General features: G+C 60.0%; 13 protein-coding genes, 2 tRNA genes and 1 pseudogene. 5 read left to right on the forward strand and 11 right to left on the reverse strand.

The annotated features are described in order from the left end of the window. The first annotated feature begins 99 nt into the window (after nucleotides 1-99). Together GC119_RS00870 and GC119_RS00875 are read left to right on the forward strand one after the other, a co-directional pair. Nucleotides 100-636 carry an acyl-CoA thioesterase gene (locus GC119_RS00870; RefSeq protein WP_070573797.1) on the forward strand — a complete coding sequence of 179 codons (537 nt, stop codon included), beginning with the start codon at nucleotides 100-102 and terminating at the stop codon, nucleotides 634-636. Between the two features lie 2 nt (nucleotides 637-638). Next, a complete protein-coding gene (locus GC119_RS00875) occupies nucleotides 639-1,301 on the forward strand; it encodes a hypothetical protein (protein WP_083304101.1) in 663 nt (220 codons plus the stop codon). Between the two features lie 58 nt (nucleotides 1,302-1,359). Here GC119_RS00875 and GC119_RS00880 read toward each other — a convergent pair whose 3' ends face one another. From GC119_RS00880 to pepN, 3 genes are all read right to left on the reverse strand, one after another. Continuing rightward, nucleotides 1,360-1,803, reverse strand: a complete 444-nt coding sequence (locus tag GC119_RS00880; RefSeq protein ID WP_070573795.1) for a globin — start codon at nucleotides 1,801-1,803, stop codon at nucleotides 1,360-1,362. A gap of 48 nt (nucleotides 1,804-1,851) precedes the next feature. Beyond that, entirely contained in the window at nucleotides 1,852-2,874 is a 1,023-nt protein-coding gene (locus tag GC119_RS00885) for a mechanosensitive ion channel family protein (protein WP_070573794.1), read from the reverse strand. 69 nt (nucleotides 2,875-2,943) lie between these two features. Further along, nucleotides 2,944-5,556, reverse strand: a complete 2,613-nt coding sequence (gene pepN, locus GC119_RS00890) for an aminopeptidase N (RefSeq protein WP_151952238.1) — start codon at nucleotides 5,554-5,556, stop codon at nucleotides 2,944-2,946. A 133-nt stretch (nucleotides 5,557-5,689) separates the two neighbouring features. Between pepN and GC119_RS00895 the strand changes: the two genes are divergently transcribed. Further along, nucleotides 5,690-6,151 carry a ribose-5-phosphate isomerase gene (locus tag GC119_RS00895; protein WP_070573789.1) on the forward strand — a complete coding sequence of 154 codons (462 nt, stop codon included), beginning with the start codon at nucleotides 5,690-5,692 and terminating at the stop codon, nucleotides 6,149-6,151. 78 nt (nucleotides 6,152-6,229) lie between these two features. On the opposite strand, the gene GC119_RS00900 is transcribed toward GC119_RS00895, so the two are convergent. Next, nucleotides 6,230-6,303 (reverse strand) — tRNA-Pro (locus GC119_RS00900). 120 nt (nucleotides 6,304-6,423) lie between these two features. On the opposite strand from GC119_RS00900, the gene GC119_RS00905 reads away from it, so the two are divergent. Then, nucleotides 6,424-6,497 (forward strand) — tRNA-Gly (locus tag GC119_RS00905). Between the two features lie 114 nt (nucleotides 6,498-6,611). Here GC119_RS00905 and GC119_RS00910 read toward each other — a convergent pair. The 5 genes and pseudogenes from GC119_RS00910 to GC119_RS00935 all read right to left on the reverse strand — a co-directional run bounded on the left by GC119_RS00910 (nucleotide 6,612) and on the right by GC119_RS00935 (nucleotide 10,687). Next, nucleotides 6,612-7,780: pseudogene (locus GC119_RS00910) on the reverse strand (IS1249 family transposase). Between the two features lie 308 nt (nucleotides 7,781-8,088). Further along, nucleotides 8,089-9,201 (reverse strand): FAD-dependent monooxygenase, encoded by a 1,113-nt coding sequence (locus GC119_RS00915; protein ID WP_151952239.1) that lies wholly within the window; start codon nucleotides 9,199-9,201, stop codon nucleotides 8,089-8,091. Nucleotides 9,202-9,560: 359 nt separating this feature from the next. Beyond that, entirely contained in the window at nucleotides 9,561-9,815 is a 255-nt protein-coding gene (locus GC119_RS00925) for a hypothetical protein (protein WP_070576912.1), read from the reverse strand. Between the two features lie 22 nt (nucleotides 9,816-9,837). After that, nucleotides 9,838-10,134, reverse strand: coding sequence for a hypothetical protein (locus tag GC119_RS00930; protein ID WP_151952240.1), 297 nt, complete (start codon nucleotides 10,132-10,134; stop codon nucleotides 9,838-9,840). A 160-nt stretch (nucleotides 10,135-10,294) separates the two neighbouring features. Beyond that, nucleotides 10,295-10,687 (reverse strand): hypothetical protein, encoded by a 393-nt coding sequence (locus GC119_RS00935; protein ID WP_141750271.1) that lies wholly within the window; start codon nucleotides 10,685-10,687, stop codon nucleotides 10,295-10,297. 142 nt (nucleotides 10,688-10,829) lie between these two features. Between GC119_RS00935 and GC119_RS00940 the strand changes: the two genes are divergently transcribed. After that, complete coding sequence (locus GC119_RS00940; protein ID WP_141750270.1) at nucleotides 10,830-11,408, forward strand: hypothetical protein; 579 nt, start codon at nucleotides 10,830-10,832, stop codon at nucleotides 11,406-11,408. A gap of 554 nt (nucleotides 11,409-11,962) precedes the next feature. Here GC119_RS00940 and GC119_RS00945 read toward each other — a convergent pair. Beyond that, nucleotides 11,963-12,262, reverse strand: a complete 300-nt coding sequence (locus GC119_RS00945) for a hypothetical protein (RefSeq protein ID WP_070576903.1) — start codon at nucleotides 12,260-12,262, stop codon at nucleotides 11,963-11,965. A gap of 120 nt (nucleotides 12,263-12,382) precedes the next feature. Further along, a protein-coding gene (locus GC119_RS00950; RefSeq protein WP_151952241.1) for an IS3 family transposase occupies nucleotides 12,383-13,608 on the reverse strand; the annotation gives its coding sequence in 2 pieces (ribosomal slippage) (nucleotides 12,383-13,329 and nucleotides 13,329-13,608; 1,227 coding nt in all). Nucleotides 13,609-13,613 lie beyond the last annotated feature (5 nt).

Raw genomic sequence — 13,613 nt, forward strand, 5'->3', positions numbered from 1 at the left:
GCTGCTCCTTTGTACGTGTCTTGGGTCAGGATACGCCGAGCAGGCCCGTTCTGGCTTGCAGCTGACGCGAAGCGAGTGTGCTCATGGGAAGATGGCACCATGACCGAACTTCGCAATCCGCTGATCGACGGGCCCTTCACTCGAACTCTCATTGAGCTGCGCTGGGGCGATATGGACGCCTATGGCCACGTCAACAACGTGACCCAGCTGAAGCTGCTCGAAGAGGCGCGCGTCAAGGCCTTCGGCTCTCCGACCGCGGCGCGTGACGTCTCGCCCGGTCTGCTGCCCGGCGGTGAGCGCACGGACGCTTTCGGCCTTGTCATGCCCCCGGTTTTTCGCGAAGCTTCCGCTGACGTGCAGATTCTGGTGTCCGGCCACGCGATTGAGTACCGCGATCCGATCCCGTACCGCGACGGTCCGATCGCGATCGACGTGTGCATTGTCAGAATCACCCCGGTGATCATCAAGGTCGGCTATGTGATCCTCGAGCCGGATGGTTCGAAGGTCTATTCCGTCGCCGAATCCGATCTTGTCTTCGTCGACGCGGAAACCGGGCGTGCACGCCGCCTGCGTGATGACGAGCAGGCGGCATTTGCCGACTGTGCCACAGGCCCGCTTCCGCTCAAGCGGAGGTGACCGTGGACCAGCCGGCGTTTGAACTGCAGTCGAAAGCCGATGCCGCTGACCTGCGGCAGTTCACGGCGCGGATGCAGCGCGTTGATTCCGGAGCTGCACTGCGGCTGACGGGCGTGGGTGACGTTCTTGTCGTATCGGGCGCTCCTCTCTATCCCAAGGGCCTCGGTGATGAACTTCCGCTGGTGATTGCGATGCGTGCTCTGCGGCTGCGCTCTGGCTCAGCCGACGGGATCGATGCGGTTGTTCCGGCTTCCGGACTGACCGACCGCTTTGCGCGCATGGAGCGCACCGGGGGGTTGGATCTCGGTGTTCCCCCTGCCGAGGTGAGGATGCCGTGGGCAGCCGTGACTCCGCCTCGTGCGGGGTGGAGGGAGGTTGCACAGCTGTCGGTGGAGAAGCTGCGAGAAGCTGCCGCTTGGGGGATTGCCGCTGTTGCCGAAGCCTCTCCGTCAGGTGCGGGAGCGCTGGCGGTGGACAAAGTGCGCCGCACGGTGTGGTCGCGGCCCCTGCCTGACTGTGAGATTGCGCCGCTGGGGGCGGCCTTCGGCATGGACGCGGCGGGGTTTGACGTGGGGGAGACCGCGACGGTCTATCGCACAGGTGCGTGGCTGCGTTTCGCTACGCCTGCCGGGTTCATCATCACTCGCTCAACTGAGGTCTGCTGAGCCTGTCTCGGCAAAGTTCGGTCCGGCTGTGTGAGCTTCTTCCGCGCAGCCGGTAGTGTCAGAGCAGCCGGCGGCTGGGATCGATCCGGTGTTCGTCTGAGTCTTCGTCCGGCGTGTTGAGCATAGCGGTCGCGGCTCGCTGGAAGTAGTCCCACATGAGGCTGTCGTACATGGGCGGCAGGTTCAGCTGATCGAGGGCGCGGCGCATGTGGCCCAGCCAGTGGTCGCGTGATTTGGGTGTGACCGGAAAAGGTGCGTGGCGCATCCGCAGGCGCGGGTGGCCGCGTTCTTTCTGGTAGGTGGCGGGGCCGCCGAAATACTGTTCGAGGAAAGTCTGCAGCCGGTGTTTGGCACCTTCGAGCTCGCGGCCCTCCGGATACATGGCGATCAGGTATTCATCCTGCGCAACGCCCTCGTAGAAGGCGTCGACCAGGGTGGTGAAAGCCGCGTGTCCGCCCACCATGTCGAAAACACTTGCGGGACGTTCATAGCCGTTTGTCATGCCGTCATTGTCTCCTATGCGCTCAGGCGGCCGGGCGGACTGTCGACTTCAGTTCGACGATGCGTGCGATCCGTCGTCGGCGTCTGCTCCGGTCGTGGCGGGCGGGGCCTGGCTCGCGGTCTGCTGGATGACCATCTGATCGGGCAGGGCGATCGCAACCCCCGCTTTGTCGAACTCCGCCTTGAGGCAGGAGCGGAATGCCCGCGCAATGGCCCACTGTTCGTTGGGGTTGGTTTTGATGAACACGCGGATTGTCGTGGATGAGCCGGTCAGCTCCTGAATGCCGATGATCTCGGGGTCTTCCATGATGACGGCAGCGCGGTTCGGGTCGGTCATGAGCTCGGCAATGGCCGCTGCGATGATATCGGTGGCGGTGGCCTGGTCGATGTCGACGGGTACGGGCACGTCGACAACAGCCCTCGACCATCCCTGCGACTGATTGCCCACCCTCATGATTTCTCCGTTGGGCACGTGCCACAGGGTGCCTTCGACGTCGCGAATGCGGGTGGTGCGCAGTCCGACTTCTTCGACCGTGCCGATTGCCTCGCCGAGGTCCACCGTGTCGCCGATGCCGTACTGGTCTTCAACCACGATGAAGAAGCCCGACAGATAGTCGCGCACGAGTGACTGGGCCCCGAAGCCCAGTGCGATGCCGGCAACACCTGCTGAAGCCAGGATGGGTGCGGGGTTGATGCCGACCTCCTGCAGGATCATAAGACCCGCAATTGCGACCACGATGATCGTTGCGAATGATGACAGCAAAGAGCCGACGGTGCTGGCCCGCTGTGCCCGCCGTGCCCGCGTAACGGCATCGGACCTTTCTCCCTCGTCATACAGTCGGCGTTTGTTTGCCGCCGTGGTGCCGTCGGCGATCTTGCCGGCAAACTTGCTGATCATGCGGCGCAGAATCAGGGCCGTGATAACCGCAAAAACCACGATGATCGCAATGTGCAGGGGAGTGCCCAGAAGGGCCGTCCACCATGCGGGGTCTGAAGCAGTTTCAGCGATTTCGCCGATCTTGTCGGTCGGGGCCGGCGACGGCGTTGGACGAGCAGATGTCAATAGAGTCATACACGGCTCAGTGTAGAGAGTCAACCTCAGAGGGAGCACAACGAATGCTGGCCGCAGCCTTGACGTGGGCTATGGCTGCTCGCTGCGACGCTGCACAGCCAGCGCGCGGCGAGCACGGTCGAGGTTTTCCACCATGGTCCGGCGCAGTCCGCGGTTGGCGTCCGGGTGTTGTTCAAGCCACTGTTCTGCTGTGGTGACAACAGCTTCTGAAGCAGGTGGGAAAAGCCACAGCGTGAGTGTCTGCGCAATCTCCAGGGTATGGGTGTCCCACCAGGCCTCAGCACGGGAGAAGTACTCGGCGGCGAAGTCTTCAAGCGGTGCTTCGGCACTGACAAGCGAACCGTCAGACTGCTGCAGCCCGGCAGCAAAACCGCGAGCGGTGGCTGAGATGACGGCGTTGGGCAGGCTGCTGTCATCCATCAGCGCAGTGAAGGCCGCAGACTTCGCAGCCGGTGTCGGCACCGCTGCTCGTGCTCGGGCGGCACTGCACCGGCCGCGTGCGGTGTTGTCCAGCTGCAGCGTGTCCTCGATGTCGGCCTCGCTGACACAGTTGTGACGGGCAAGCGCTGTGAGCATTTCCCAGCGCAGATCGTCATCGAGCTTCTGGCCTTCCGGCAGCTGGTGTGAACCCCTGAACATCTGCGACAGAAGCTGCAGCTGCTCAGCTGACTGGGCAAAAGTGACGAAGCCGCGGAGAAACTGGAACTGCTGATCGCTTCCCTCCGGCGCCGAACCGGCAGCATGCCACAGCGCCTGGGCGGTGCGTGCGGCAACAGCGTCCCTCTGCGCTGGGGGAATGTACACAAACACGGCTGTTGCCAGCTGGCGCAGATGGGTCTGCAGACCCGTTGAATGCACAAGATGCTCAAGATTGTCACTGACCAGCGAAATGTAGTCGGCTACCGGGATTTCAGCATCGCGGGCCATGTCCCACACGGAGCCCAGCACGACAAGCTGCGTGAGAGAGTCATCCAGATCCCCGAAGTGTGCCCGAACAGTCTTAAGGCCCCGTTCGTCGAGGCGAACCTTTGCGTAGGTCAGGTCCCCGTCATTGACGACGATGAGGTCGGGCACCGTGGTATCGGGGTCGATCGGCACCGGGGCCGCCTCGCCTTCCAGGTCGATTTCGTGAAGCGCAGTTCGCCGCAGCCGGCCCTCGACAATCGAGTACAGACCAACCCCAAGCCGGTGCGGACGGAGGCTCGGCACCTCGTGACCGGGCAGCACACACGGCTGCTGAACCACGGTGAGCTCGGTCAGCACCCCGCTTTCCACCTCGGACTGGGGGCGGAGGATATTGACGCCGCTTTCCTGGATCCACAGCCGAGTCCAACGCTCCAGATCCCTGCCCGAAGCAGCTTCGAGTTCTGCCAGAAGATCGGCCAGGCGCGTGTTCGCCCAGGCGTGCTTATCAAAATAGGACTTCACACCGCGAAAGAAATTCTCACGGCCGACATAGGCCACCAGCTGTTTGAGAACCGACGCGCCCTTGGCGTAGGTGATGCCATCGAAGTTCGTCTCAATGTCCACAAGATCGCCCATGCCGGCGGCAATCGGGTGAGTGCTCGGCAGCTGATCCTGAGCGTAGGCCCACGACTTCTCAGAAGCCGCGAACGTCGCCCACGCCTCCGAAAAATCAGTGACCTCAGCCGTGGCCAGCGTCGACATGAACTCAGCAAAGGACTCATTGAGCCACAGGTCGTCCCACCACTTCATGGTGACCAGATCGCCGAACCACATGTGGGCCAGTTCGTGCAGAATCGTGACCGCACGGCGCTCCACGTAAGCCTCGGTGGGCCGGGAGCGGAAAACATAGTCTTCAACGATCGTGACCGCACCGGCATTCTCCATGGCACCGGCATTGAACTCCGGAACAAAAAGCTGGTCGTACTTCGCAAAGGGGTACGGAGTGCCGAAAAGCTCCTCGAAAAAGGCAAAGCCCCGCTTGGTGATGTCGAAGATGTTCTCCGGGTCGAGAAACTCAAAAAGCGAAGCGCGAGCGTACACACCCAGCGGCACCGTCGAACCGTCGGAGCTTACAAGCTCATCGTGGACGCTGCGGTAGGGGCCGGCAATGATGGCGGTGATGTAGCTGGAAATGCGCGGGGTCGCTGCAAACCGCCATGACCGCAGCCCCTGCGGGTCAAGGCCGAGAGCCTCGGCATCGTCACCGCAGTCAGCGGGCACAGGAGCAGGGGAGTTCGACACCACCTGCCAGTGCTCGGGGGCAACCACCGTGAACGAGAACTCTGCTTTAAGGTCCGGCTGTTCGAAAACCGCGAAGACGCGGCGCGCATCCGGAACCTCGAACTGGGTGTAGAGATACACCTCGTCATCAACCGGGTCAATGAATCTGTGCAGACCTTCGCCGGTGTTCATATAGAAGAACTCAGCATCGACTGTAAGCACATTGTCTTCGGCCAGATCTTCCAGAAGAATGCGACCGGGACGGCACACTTCGTCAGGATCGACGGTACGGCCGTTGAGGGTGATTGAGTGGACAGACTCGACAACCGCGTCAATGAACGTGCGCGCACCCGCCCGAGCTGAGAAGCGCGCCGTCGTCACCGACCGGAACGTGCGGCCACTGCCAGCAAGGCCCAGAAGAACCTCGTAGGAACTTACGCTCACGATCTCAGCGCGTTCAGCGGTTTCAGCCTCGGTCAGGTTGTACTGTGCCACTCCACGTCCTCTTCCAAAAGTCGAACTGAGTCCATACTTAGTTGAGCAGAGCTCATTCTTCCACGCGGTGGTGACAGCCGCTGAAACCTGCCAGGCCCTGAAAAAACAGGCCTGAAATCGGTAGGCTGGGCCCATGCGAATTCATTTGGGAACCGACCACGCCGGCTACGAGTTCAAAGAAACCCTGAAAACACACCTGCAGGCCCGAGGTCATGACGTTATCGACCACGGAGCCCTGGATTACGACGCACAGGATGACTACCCCCAGTTCTGCATTGACGCAGCCACTGGCGTGGTCGATGACCGCCGCGACGGAGCAGATTCCCTCGGCGTTGTCATCGGCGGTTCCGGCAACGGTGAGCAGATCGCAGCAAACAAGGTGCCAGGTGCTCGCTGCGCTTTGGCGTGGAACGAAGAGATCGCGCGTCTGGCCCGCCAGCACAACGATGCATGGCTCGTCTCGATCGGCGCTCGCCAGCACTTGGAAGACCAGGCGCTCGCCATTGTCGACGCGTTCATCGACGAACCCTTCTCTGAGGACGAACGGCACGTGCGCCGGATCGGCATCATCTCCGACTATGACAGCCGCCGCTGAGACTGCGAAAACCGGCTCTGCGCCGCAGAAGCGCCGAGGGCCCGAACCGACTTGAGTCGGTTCGGGCCCTGTCCGCTGTCGGGATGACAGGATTTGAACCTGCGACCCTCTGCTCCCAAAACAGATGCGCTACCAAGCTGCGCCACATCCCGGACTGCTTCATACTAGCCCTTCGCCGCCCGAAAGGCACTTCGGTCCTTGCGCATGTCGAAATGTCTTGTCGATTTTGCAGATCCGACCTCTGTGCTTTAAAGTAGAGGAGCGCTCGACGCGGGGATGTAGCTCAATGGTAGAGCCTCAGTCTTCCAAACTGATGGTGCGGGTTCGATTCCCGTCATCCCCTCCATTCGTAACTTCGGGGCACCACTCATTCGGTGCCCCGAAATTTTTGCCTTGGGTGGGTCACGCGGCAGGCGGGTTAAGGGTCAAAAAGTGTGTCTGGCTCGGCGTGTCGTGGGGGTTAGATTTGGCCTTTTTGGATGCCGATTGAGTGGGTGTAGTTGGTGTCGATAGCGTTGTCGTAGAGGGCTGGTCGTCCTGTTTGGTGTTCGGCTTGGTTCTCGTTGTGGGTCAGGGTTGTTACTTTGGCGAGTTGGTCCTGGCCCCAGTTGGACTGCCTGGTGATTCGTATTGGGTCGTCAGGCAGTTCTGTTTGTAAGTAGAGCCACCAATCCAGCATGCGGCGTTGGCGCTCTCCGGATCTTCCGCGGTGTGTGCGGGCGAGTAGTTTGAGTTGGGCGTTGATGCCGCCTTCAAGGCTGTTGGTGGTGGATTTGATCCGGTTAGGGTCAAGGACTGCTTGAGGTAGACAAACAGCAGGTTAGACCGCCAGAGGTGGTTGAGGCTGTTGTAGGCCTTGCGCACGTTGTGGTGTGTCCACATGTGAGTCCATGCACCAGTTTTGGGGTCTTTGACCGTGGTTTTCTCGTTCATCCAGGCTTGGTAGATGGTGAAGAATTCATGTAGTTGCGCGCCCCACTGTGCTGCTTCATCCAGGGTGGTGATCCGGGTCAGTTTCAGCGCAAGCTGGTAGATCGTGCGCCCGGCATCTGTGCGCGGGCGTGAGGTGGTGTAGCGCCGCACGACTCGTTGGGCGTGGACGAGGCAGCGTTGGATTCTCGTGGTCGGCCAGCACTTCTTGATCGCGCTAAAAGCTCCTTGGCTGCCGTCGATCACGGCGATGAGTGGCGCTTCGATTCGTTCGAGCAGGCGTTGGTAGTCGTGGGTGGTTTCATGTCTGCATCGGTGCCACGCGATGACGTGGTCGATGGTGGCAGCGATGATTAAACAGCCCCCGGCGGTGTAGGAGCCATCTAGAAACACCTGGTCATAGACTCGCTTGTCATGGCCAACGGTGGGGTCAGGCACGTCAACGAGCCAGCACCACTTGAAGCGTCGCTTCATAGTGGCGTGGCTGACGCCGTTGCGTTTTGCGAGGACTTCCAGTGAGGTTGCGGTGGTGCAATGCTCGATGAACTGAGCAAACACCGCAGTGCTGGTGATGTCGCCGCGGTGCTTCACGCTGGATGCGCCGCATTGTTTGCATCGTCATCTCGTGGTGCCTTTGCTGGTGGTGCCGTTGCGTTTCATTTCACCGCCGCAGTAGCAGCGTGGTTGATTCTTTGGCAATGCGCCACCACACCACGCGGTACATAGCACATCGCGGTAGCCACTCCGTGGATTTCGCGGCTGGAAGCCAGATATATGCTCCCTGAGCATATATTTTCCTGAAACCGCGAGGTTGCGCCCCGGAAATCAGCAATTCCGGACACACTTTTTGACCCTTAACCCGTGAAAAATTCCACATATGACCATTTGGCGACCTGGGGGGGGGGAACGGGGAAACGCCCCTTCTTCGATGCGTACATTTTCACGGCCCGCGGCAACACGAGGGCCTCGCTGCTCGCGCGGTGCCGTTCCGTTTGGAGGCGCCCCGGTCACATCTCCGGCACTTCCCACGCAGTCACCGCTTGTACCTGCCTGTTGATTACCGCATCGGGCACGTGCTTGAGGATCCAGTTTCGCGCGGCCGTCACCCGGTCGCCGCCGGTATGTAATGCCCGTCCGATCAGCCGGGATTGGCGAGCAACCTGTTGGCTGCGGCGGCGCCGGTGTGTGTCGTAGGCAGAAAAGTCCGTACTGCCTGCGCGCAGCAGCCGGGCGAGGACTGCAGCGTCTTCCAGACCCTGACACGCGCCCTGCCCGAGGTTTGGCGTCATGGCGTGCGCCGCATCCCCAACCAGCACGACCTTGTCGCTGTGGTAGCTCGCGAGCGGTTTCGCCAACTCGTGGATGGGAAGGTACTGCACTGAGTGCTCCGGGGTGGCGCGCAGCAGTTTGGGGATGGGGTCGTGCCACTGCGCGAAGGTCGCGTGTAGCTGGTGGAGCGCTTGGGTTCCAGGCTGGGCTTCTGGTGCGGAGGTGACGGCGAACCAGTAGGTGCGGCCGTCGTGAAGCGGGACAGCCCCGAAGCGGGCACGAGTACCCCAGGTCTCGAACCCGGCATCAAGCGGTACCCCTTCGGTGATTGCGCGCCACGTGTTGTAGCCTGCGTAGGTCATGCCGGGATCGTCGAAGCAGGTGGCGCGTACCGCGCTGCGGATCCCGTCCGCGCCCACCACAACGTCGAAGCACTCTTCGCGGCCGTCGGCAAAGGTGACCGCGCCGGTGCTGGCGTCGACGCCCACAGCCGCAGCGGACGTGTGGACGCGCGAGCTTGGGAGGCCGACGAGGAGGAGCGAGTGGAGCGTGGTGCGGTCGAGCGCGAGCGAGGCGTGCGTGATTTCCGGGGAGATGCGCGTAAGCCAGTCTCCCTGCGGATTCCGGATCCCGCCTTGTAGCGGTGCTTGTTGCAGCTGCAGCGCGCGGAAGTCTGCGCCTATACCTAGGGCGTCGAGGACGGCGAGCCCGTTCGGCGCAAGCGTGATGCCGGCGCCGCCGCTGCGGATCTGCGCATGCTCTTCGTAAACCTGCACGTCTATGCCGCTGCGGTGCAGCGCCGCCCCCAGCGTGAGACCGGAGATGCCAGCGCCGATGATGCCTATCCTCATGGGCTACGAGCCTAGTGGGGGTTAAGGGTCAAAAGTGTGTCTGGCTCGGCGTGTCGTGGGGGTTAGATTTGGCCTTTTTGGATGCCGATGCTGGTAGTGCCGTTGCGTTTCATTTCACCGCCGCAGTAGCAGCGGCGTTGATTCTTTGGCATTGCGCCACCACACCACGCCGCTCATAGCACACAGTGCTAGCCCCTGCGCGGACCTCACGTCCGAGGCCCGGATATATGCTCCCGGAGCATATATTTTCCTGAAACCGCGAGGTTACGCCCCGGAAATCAGCAATTCCGGACACACTTTTTGTCGTTTAACCCCGGCAGGCAGTCGCCCGAGGTGGTGTTAATCACCACTTGTGCTGTTCAGTACGCTGCCGACCATGCCCCCCTTAAGAACAAACGGCAGGGACCGCCCGTGGAAAACAGAAGCGTGGCCTCGCGCGCTTCTTTCCGACTCACATTCTTCGAGATTCTGAGGTTACCCTCAAAGGTCACGATGTTCCGGACCGTGCCGTCAAGGGCGGCGGGAATCAGCGTGCGCTGCCACGATACGGCAACCCCGACGACGATGAGGACAGCGCCGACCAGCCCCAGCACTGTCAGGTTCAGCATTCGCATGCGCCGTTCCTTGCCTTCGCTCTCAGATGATTCCGACAAGTACTGCTCCTATCACGATCATCACCAGGCCCAGCCCAGCCGTGATTCCGTCGCTGACCAAGGCAGCGATCCACGATCTGCGGTTGCAGGCCAGGAGCATGCAGGCCATGCCGACAAGGATCGCCCCGAGCGACTGGTGCACGATGTCGACGATGTCAGCGACCGGTGCTGCGAAGACCGTGAACTCGGCAACCAGGCCGAAACCGATAGAGATGAGGGTGGCGGCCGCGATGGCCGGTGCGGCGTCGGTGAATGCTGACGGCCTTCGGCCGCTCAGCATTGGCCAGAGTGCATTCGTCGCAGCGATCAGGATCAGTGTGCCACCGGCCCCAGCGAGGAAGTGCGCTGCATAGTCGAAGCGTCCGGATCGGACGAGATACGCCACCGCCCCCACTCCTGCAAGTACGCTGACGGCCACAAGGCGGCGGATTGCCAGGAACTCATACATTGCGGATCGCGATGGGGACCGATCGCCACCACCAACCGGTTGTCGTCCCATACTTCCCATTCGTCTTCAGATAGTCTTCGACATCCTCGCGGGTGCCATGGTCGGCAACCTGTATTTCAATGATCGCGCCATCACATCGATCAACCAGATTCGGGTCTGCATCGCCGATTTCAGGGAAGTCGCCGATGACTCGCTCTACGGTCTCAGTTGACGGGGCGTCCGCACAGGATGCTCTCGACGGAACGTTGTCGTAGACAGCATCCTGGACGAAGAACGAGGGAACGAAGGCAACCGCCGCGATGCCTAACACTGCGAGAACAGCACACGCCGCTCCCGCAGCGATAATGACACGAAGGATCGAACGGCGACGTGTACTGCGCTTCACGAATCCCTCCCTGTGCCAGTATCAGTCATGGACCGTCTCTGAACCCGCCCCTGCACGAAAGCCCGAGCCCAATGAAGTACGCATCCTCCGTAAACTGGGTAGAATGGATTAATGTCGGCGCGCCTATTTGTGAGGACTCAAAGTGACCCACACCGTTCCACCAGACGCCGCAACGACACCACTTGCGGAGCTCTCTGATTCCGATGTGGTCATTACAGCAGAAGGAGAAATCGCCTGGGTAGCGGCTGTTCTCCATAGCCCCGATGGCACGAGTGTTCATGCATTTCCTGGCGCCGGACCCGGATCCCAGGTCGACGGGCTTAGCACATCTCTACCGGAGTTCAGTCTGCCCCCAGAATCCGTGGTTGTGGCGTCTGCTGGAGCCCCCTCGGACTGTCCGACCATACTGGCACTCCCTCCTGGCAGGATTCAGCAAGCCTTCATACTAGCGGGCGTGAACGCAACGAGGATACGTGTCGAATGGAAGCGCTCCGACGACTTGGACTCCTTAAATCAAGGCAGTACCGTGCATTTTGTGCTCGACGACGGGAAACTCTACCGTGTCGTTTACGGTAAGTTCGTCTCGTCTAGCGCAAATCCAGCAAAAACTAAAATTAGATACAGTGAATCTACTGTAAATGACTATGTGGCCAATAGGGACTGCGTCCACTGGCCAGTTCTTGCAATCACTGAATTACCTGAAAACCCCAAGCAAGCATAAGGTCCTCCGGGCCATCGTGGGTATCAACAACCCAGGTCGCCTGAAACGCAAAATAGCGATCTTCCGGATTCGCTGCAGCTATGTGGACGGACGAGGTTTCCGACTGCCCTAACGTCTGATCGATTGAGCATGACGAAAGGGGATCCGTCGACCCGACCGTGCATGTTTCAACTGTAGGGTCGCCCAGGGGGATTCCGGAACTGTCCACCTGCGCATACCGTGCGATTGTTGCTTCCATCGGCGCAGAGGGCCCCTGTAGCAACAAATCAACCACTGAAGAATTTTGGTTCTTCGCTTGGCTGAGGTCAGGCCAGGTCGCCTTCTTTGGCAACGGTGACGATTCAGGGTAGTCAGAAGTGTCAGGCCATGAAGTAGAAATCAGAGCAGGTTGAATTGAACTGCCCGGGAGCGATAGCTGGTAAGGAGACTGGGCGGCACGTGATCGTTCGACGACCTCGTAGCCGTCACTGTCTTGATTCTCAACATTGCCCGCAGAGTTGCTGGAACAGCCGGCCAAGAGGGCGACTATCGATGAAAGAACTATTAAGCGGAGTCTATTTTCCACCCTTGACGCATGTCTCTTTCTTGGGCGTCTGATTATAGTAGCTGACTGCGAGCGTCTTCTTGCCGACCTTCGAGAAGAATCGGCCAGTCGCGCGGTAGACATACTTCGAGTTTTTCTTGCACTTTTTGTTGAGATTAACCTGGTGGTACTTCTTTGCTCCCGATCGCTTTCCGCTCTTGAGATGCTCTTGGCCAAACCACCGGAGGCGGTAGAGCTTTCCTTCGACGCTATGCGCGGATGGAGTGACTTTGCACCTTCCGATTACATGCGTATTGATGGTGTAAGTCACTCCCTTGCTCCTGGAAATATGAGGGTAGTCGATGTCTCCCTGGCATCCAGTCTTCGAGGGTGGACGTTTTGCGAAAGGCTGCGTGGCAACTGAAGCGGCCTGGGTTTAGTTCCGCTTCTATTACGCCCCTGTGTTGATGGGCTGGGTGAGATAGTACTCGGTTTCTACATCTTGTGGGGTGGCGTAGTTCAATGCTTCGTGAAGTCGCTTGGTGTTCCACCAATGCACCCACCGCAAGGTGGCCAATTCGACTTCTCCGACCGACGTCCACGGACCTTGGGCATGAATCAGTTCCGCCTTGTAGAGACCGTTGACTGTTTCGGCTAGAGCATTGTCATAAGAATCGCCGACTGTTCCCACACTCGGACGGATTCCGAATTCCGCTAGCGCGGTGGAATACTTCAGTGACACGTACTGGCTGCCCCGATCGCTATGGTGAATTAACTGGTTTCCATGAATTCGCCCTGCAGTCGTTAACGCATGCTCCAAAGCCTCCATGGGCAGCGCATCGGTACGCATCGTCGAGCGTGTAGCAACACCAACAATTTTTCGGCTGAAGACATCCACGACAAACGCGGTGTAGGCGAATCCTGACAGGGTACGAACGTAGGTAATGTCGGCAACCCAAAGCCTGCCTGGCGCTTGTGCACGAAAGTCTCGCTGTACAAGGTCTGGGCGATGATCCGGTGCCTTCGGGCTAATCGTTGTCACAGGGGTTCGTCCACGTCGGCGGCCGGAAACACCTGCTAGCTTCATCAACCGGGCAGTCTTGTCGCGGCCGATATGAAAGCCTTCACGGTTCATCGCGTGCCACATTTTGCGGATGCCGTAGACCGAGAAATTCTCCGCATGCACACGCTGTATCTCTGGAATGAGAAGGCTATCGCTTAAGGCTCTTGCGCTGGGAACACGTGTGGTGACTTTGCGGTAGCCGCGTGAAGTAATGAATCCACGATCTGCTTGTTTAAGGACTCGGCAGATGGCCTCGACCCCAAACTGATCTTTATATGCGTCGATGTAAGAGATCATTTGGTCGTGGGTCGGTCGAGTTCCGCTGCGAAAAAAGCCGAAGCAGTCTTAAGAATCCCGTTTGCTCGTTTCAGTTCGCGGTTTTCGCGGCGCAGACGCTTGAGCTCTTCTTCCATTGCTTCGCCGCCTGACGCGTCGGAGTCATCACGTACTGAAGCACTGTCACGGTACCTAGCCCGCAACGTGTGGTGAGATACTCCAAGGAGCTCGCCGACCTCCGTGTAGGCGCGTTGCAGTGAGCAAGACTCCAGGCGGACCATTTCGATGATCTGATGGACCGCCTTCTCCTTGAACTCGACGGAATACTTTCTAGGCATAGTTC

This window comes from Brevibacterium sp. Marseille-P9724 (assembly GCF_902500275.1).
In the GTDB taxonomy this organism is placed as follows: Bacteria; Actinomycetota; Actinomycetes; order Actinomycetales; family Brevibacteriaceae; genus Brevibacterium.

What these genes read in the sequence shown, in the direction of transcription:
- GC119_RS00870 (WP_070573797.1), top strand. Translation starts at nt 100, where the DNA reads ATGACCGAACTTCGCAATCCGCTGATCGACGGGCCCTTCACTCGAACT.
- GC119_RS00880 (WP_070573795.1), bottom strand. Translation starts at nt 1,803, where the DNA reads ATGACAAACGGCTATGAACGTCCCGCAAGTGTTTTCGACATGGTGGGC.
- GC119_RS00885 (WP_070573794.1), bottom strand. Translation starts at nt 2,874, where the DNA reads ATGACTCTATTGACATCTGCTCGTCCAACGCCGTCGCCGGCCCCGACC.
- GC119_RS00895 (WP_070573789.1), top strand. Translation starts at nt 5,690, where the DNA reads ATGCGAATTCATTTGGGAACCGACCACGCCGGCTACGAGTTCAAAGAA.
- GC119_RS00915 (WP_151952239.1), bottom strand. Translation starts at nt 9,201, where the DNA reads ATGAGGATAGGCATCATCGGCGCTGGCATCTCCGGTCTCACGCTGGGG.
- GC119_RS00925 (WP_070576912.1), bottom strand. Translation starts at nt 9,815, where the DNA reads ATGCGAATGCTGAACCTGACAGTGCTGGGGCTGGTCGGCGCTGTCCTC.
- GC119_RS00930 (WP_151952240.1), bottom strand. Translation starts at nt 10,134, where the DNA reads ATGCTGAGCGGCCGAAGGCCGTCAGCATTCACCGACGCCGCACCGGCC.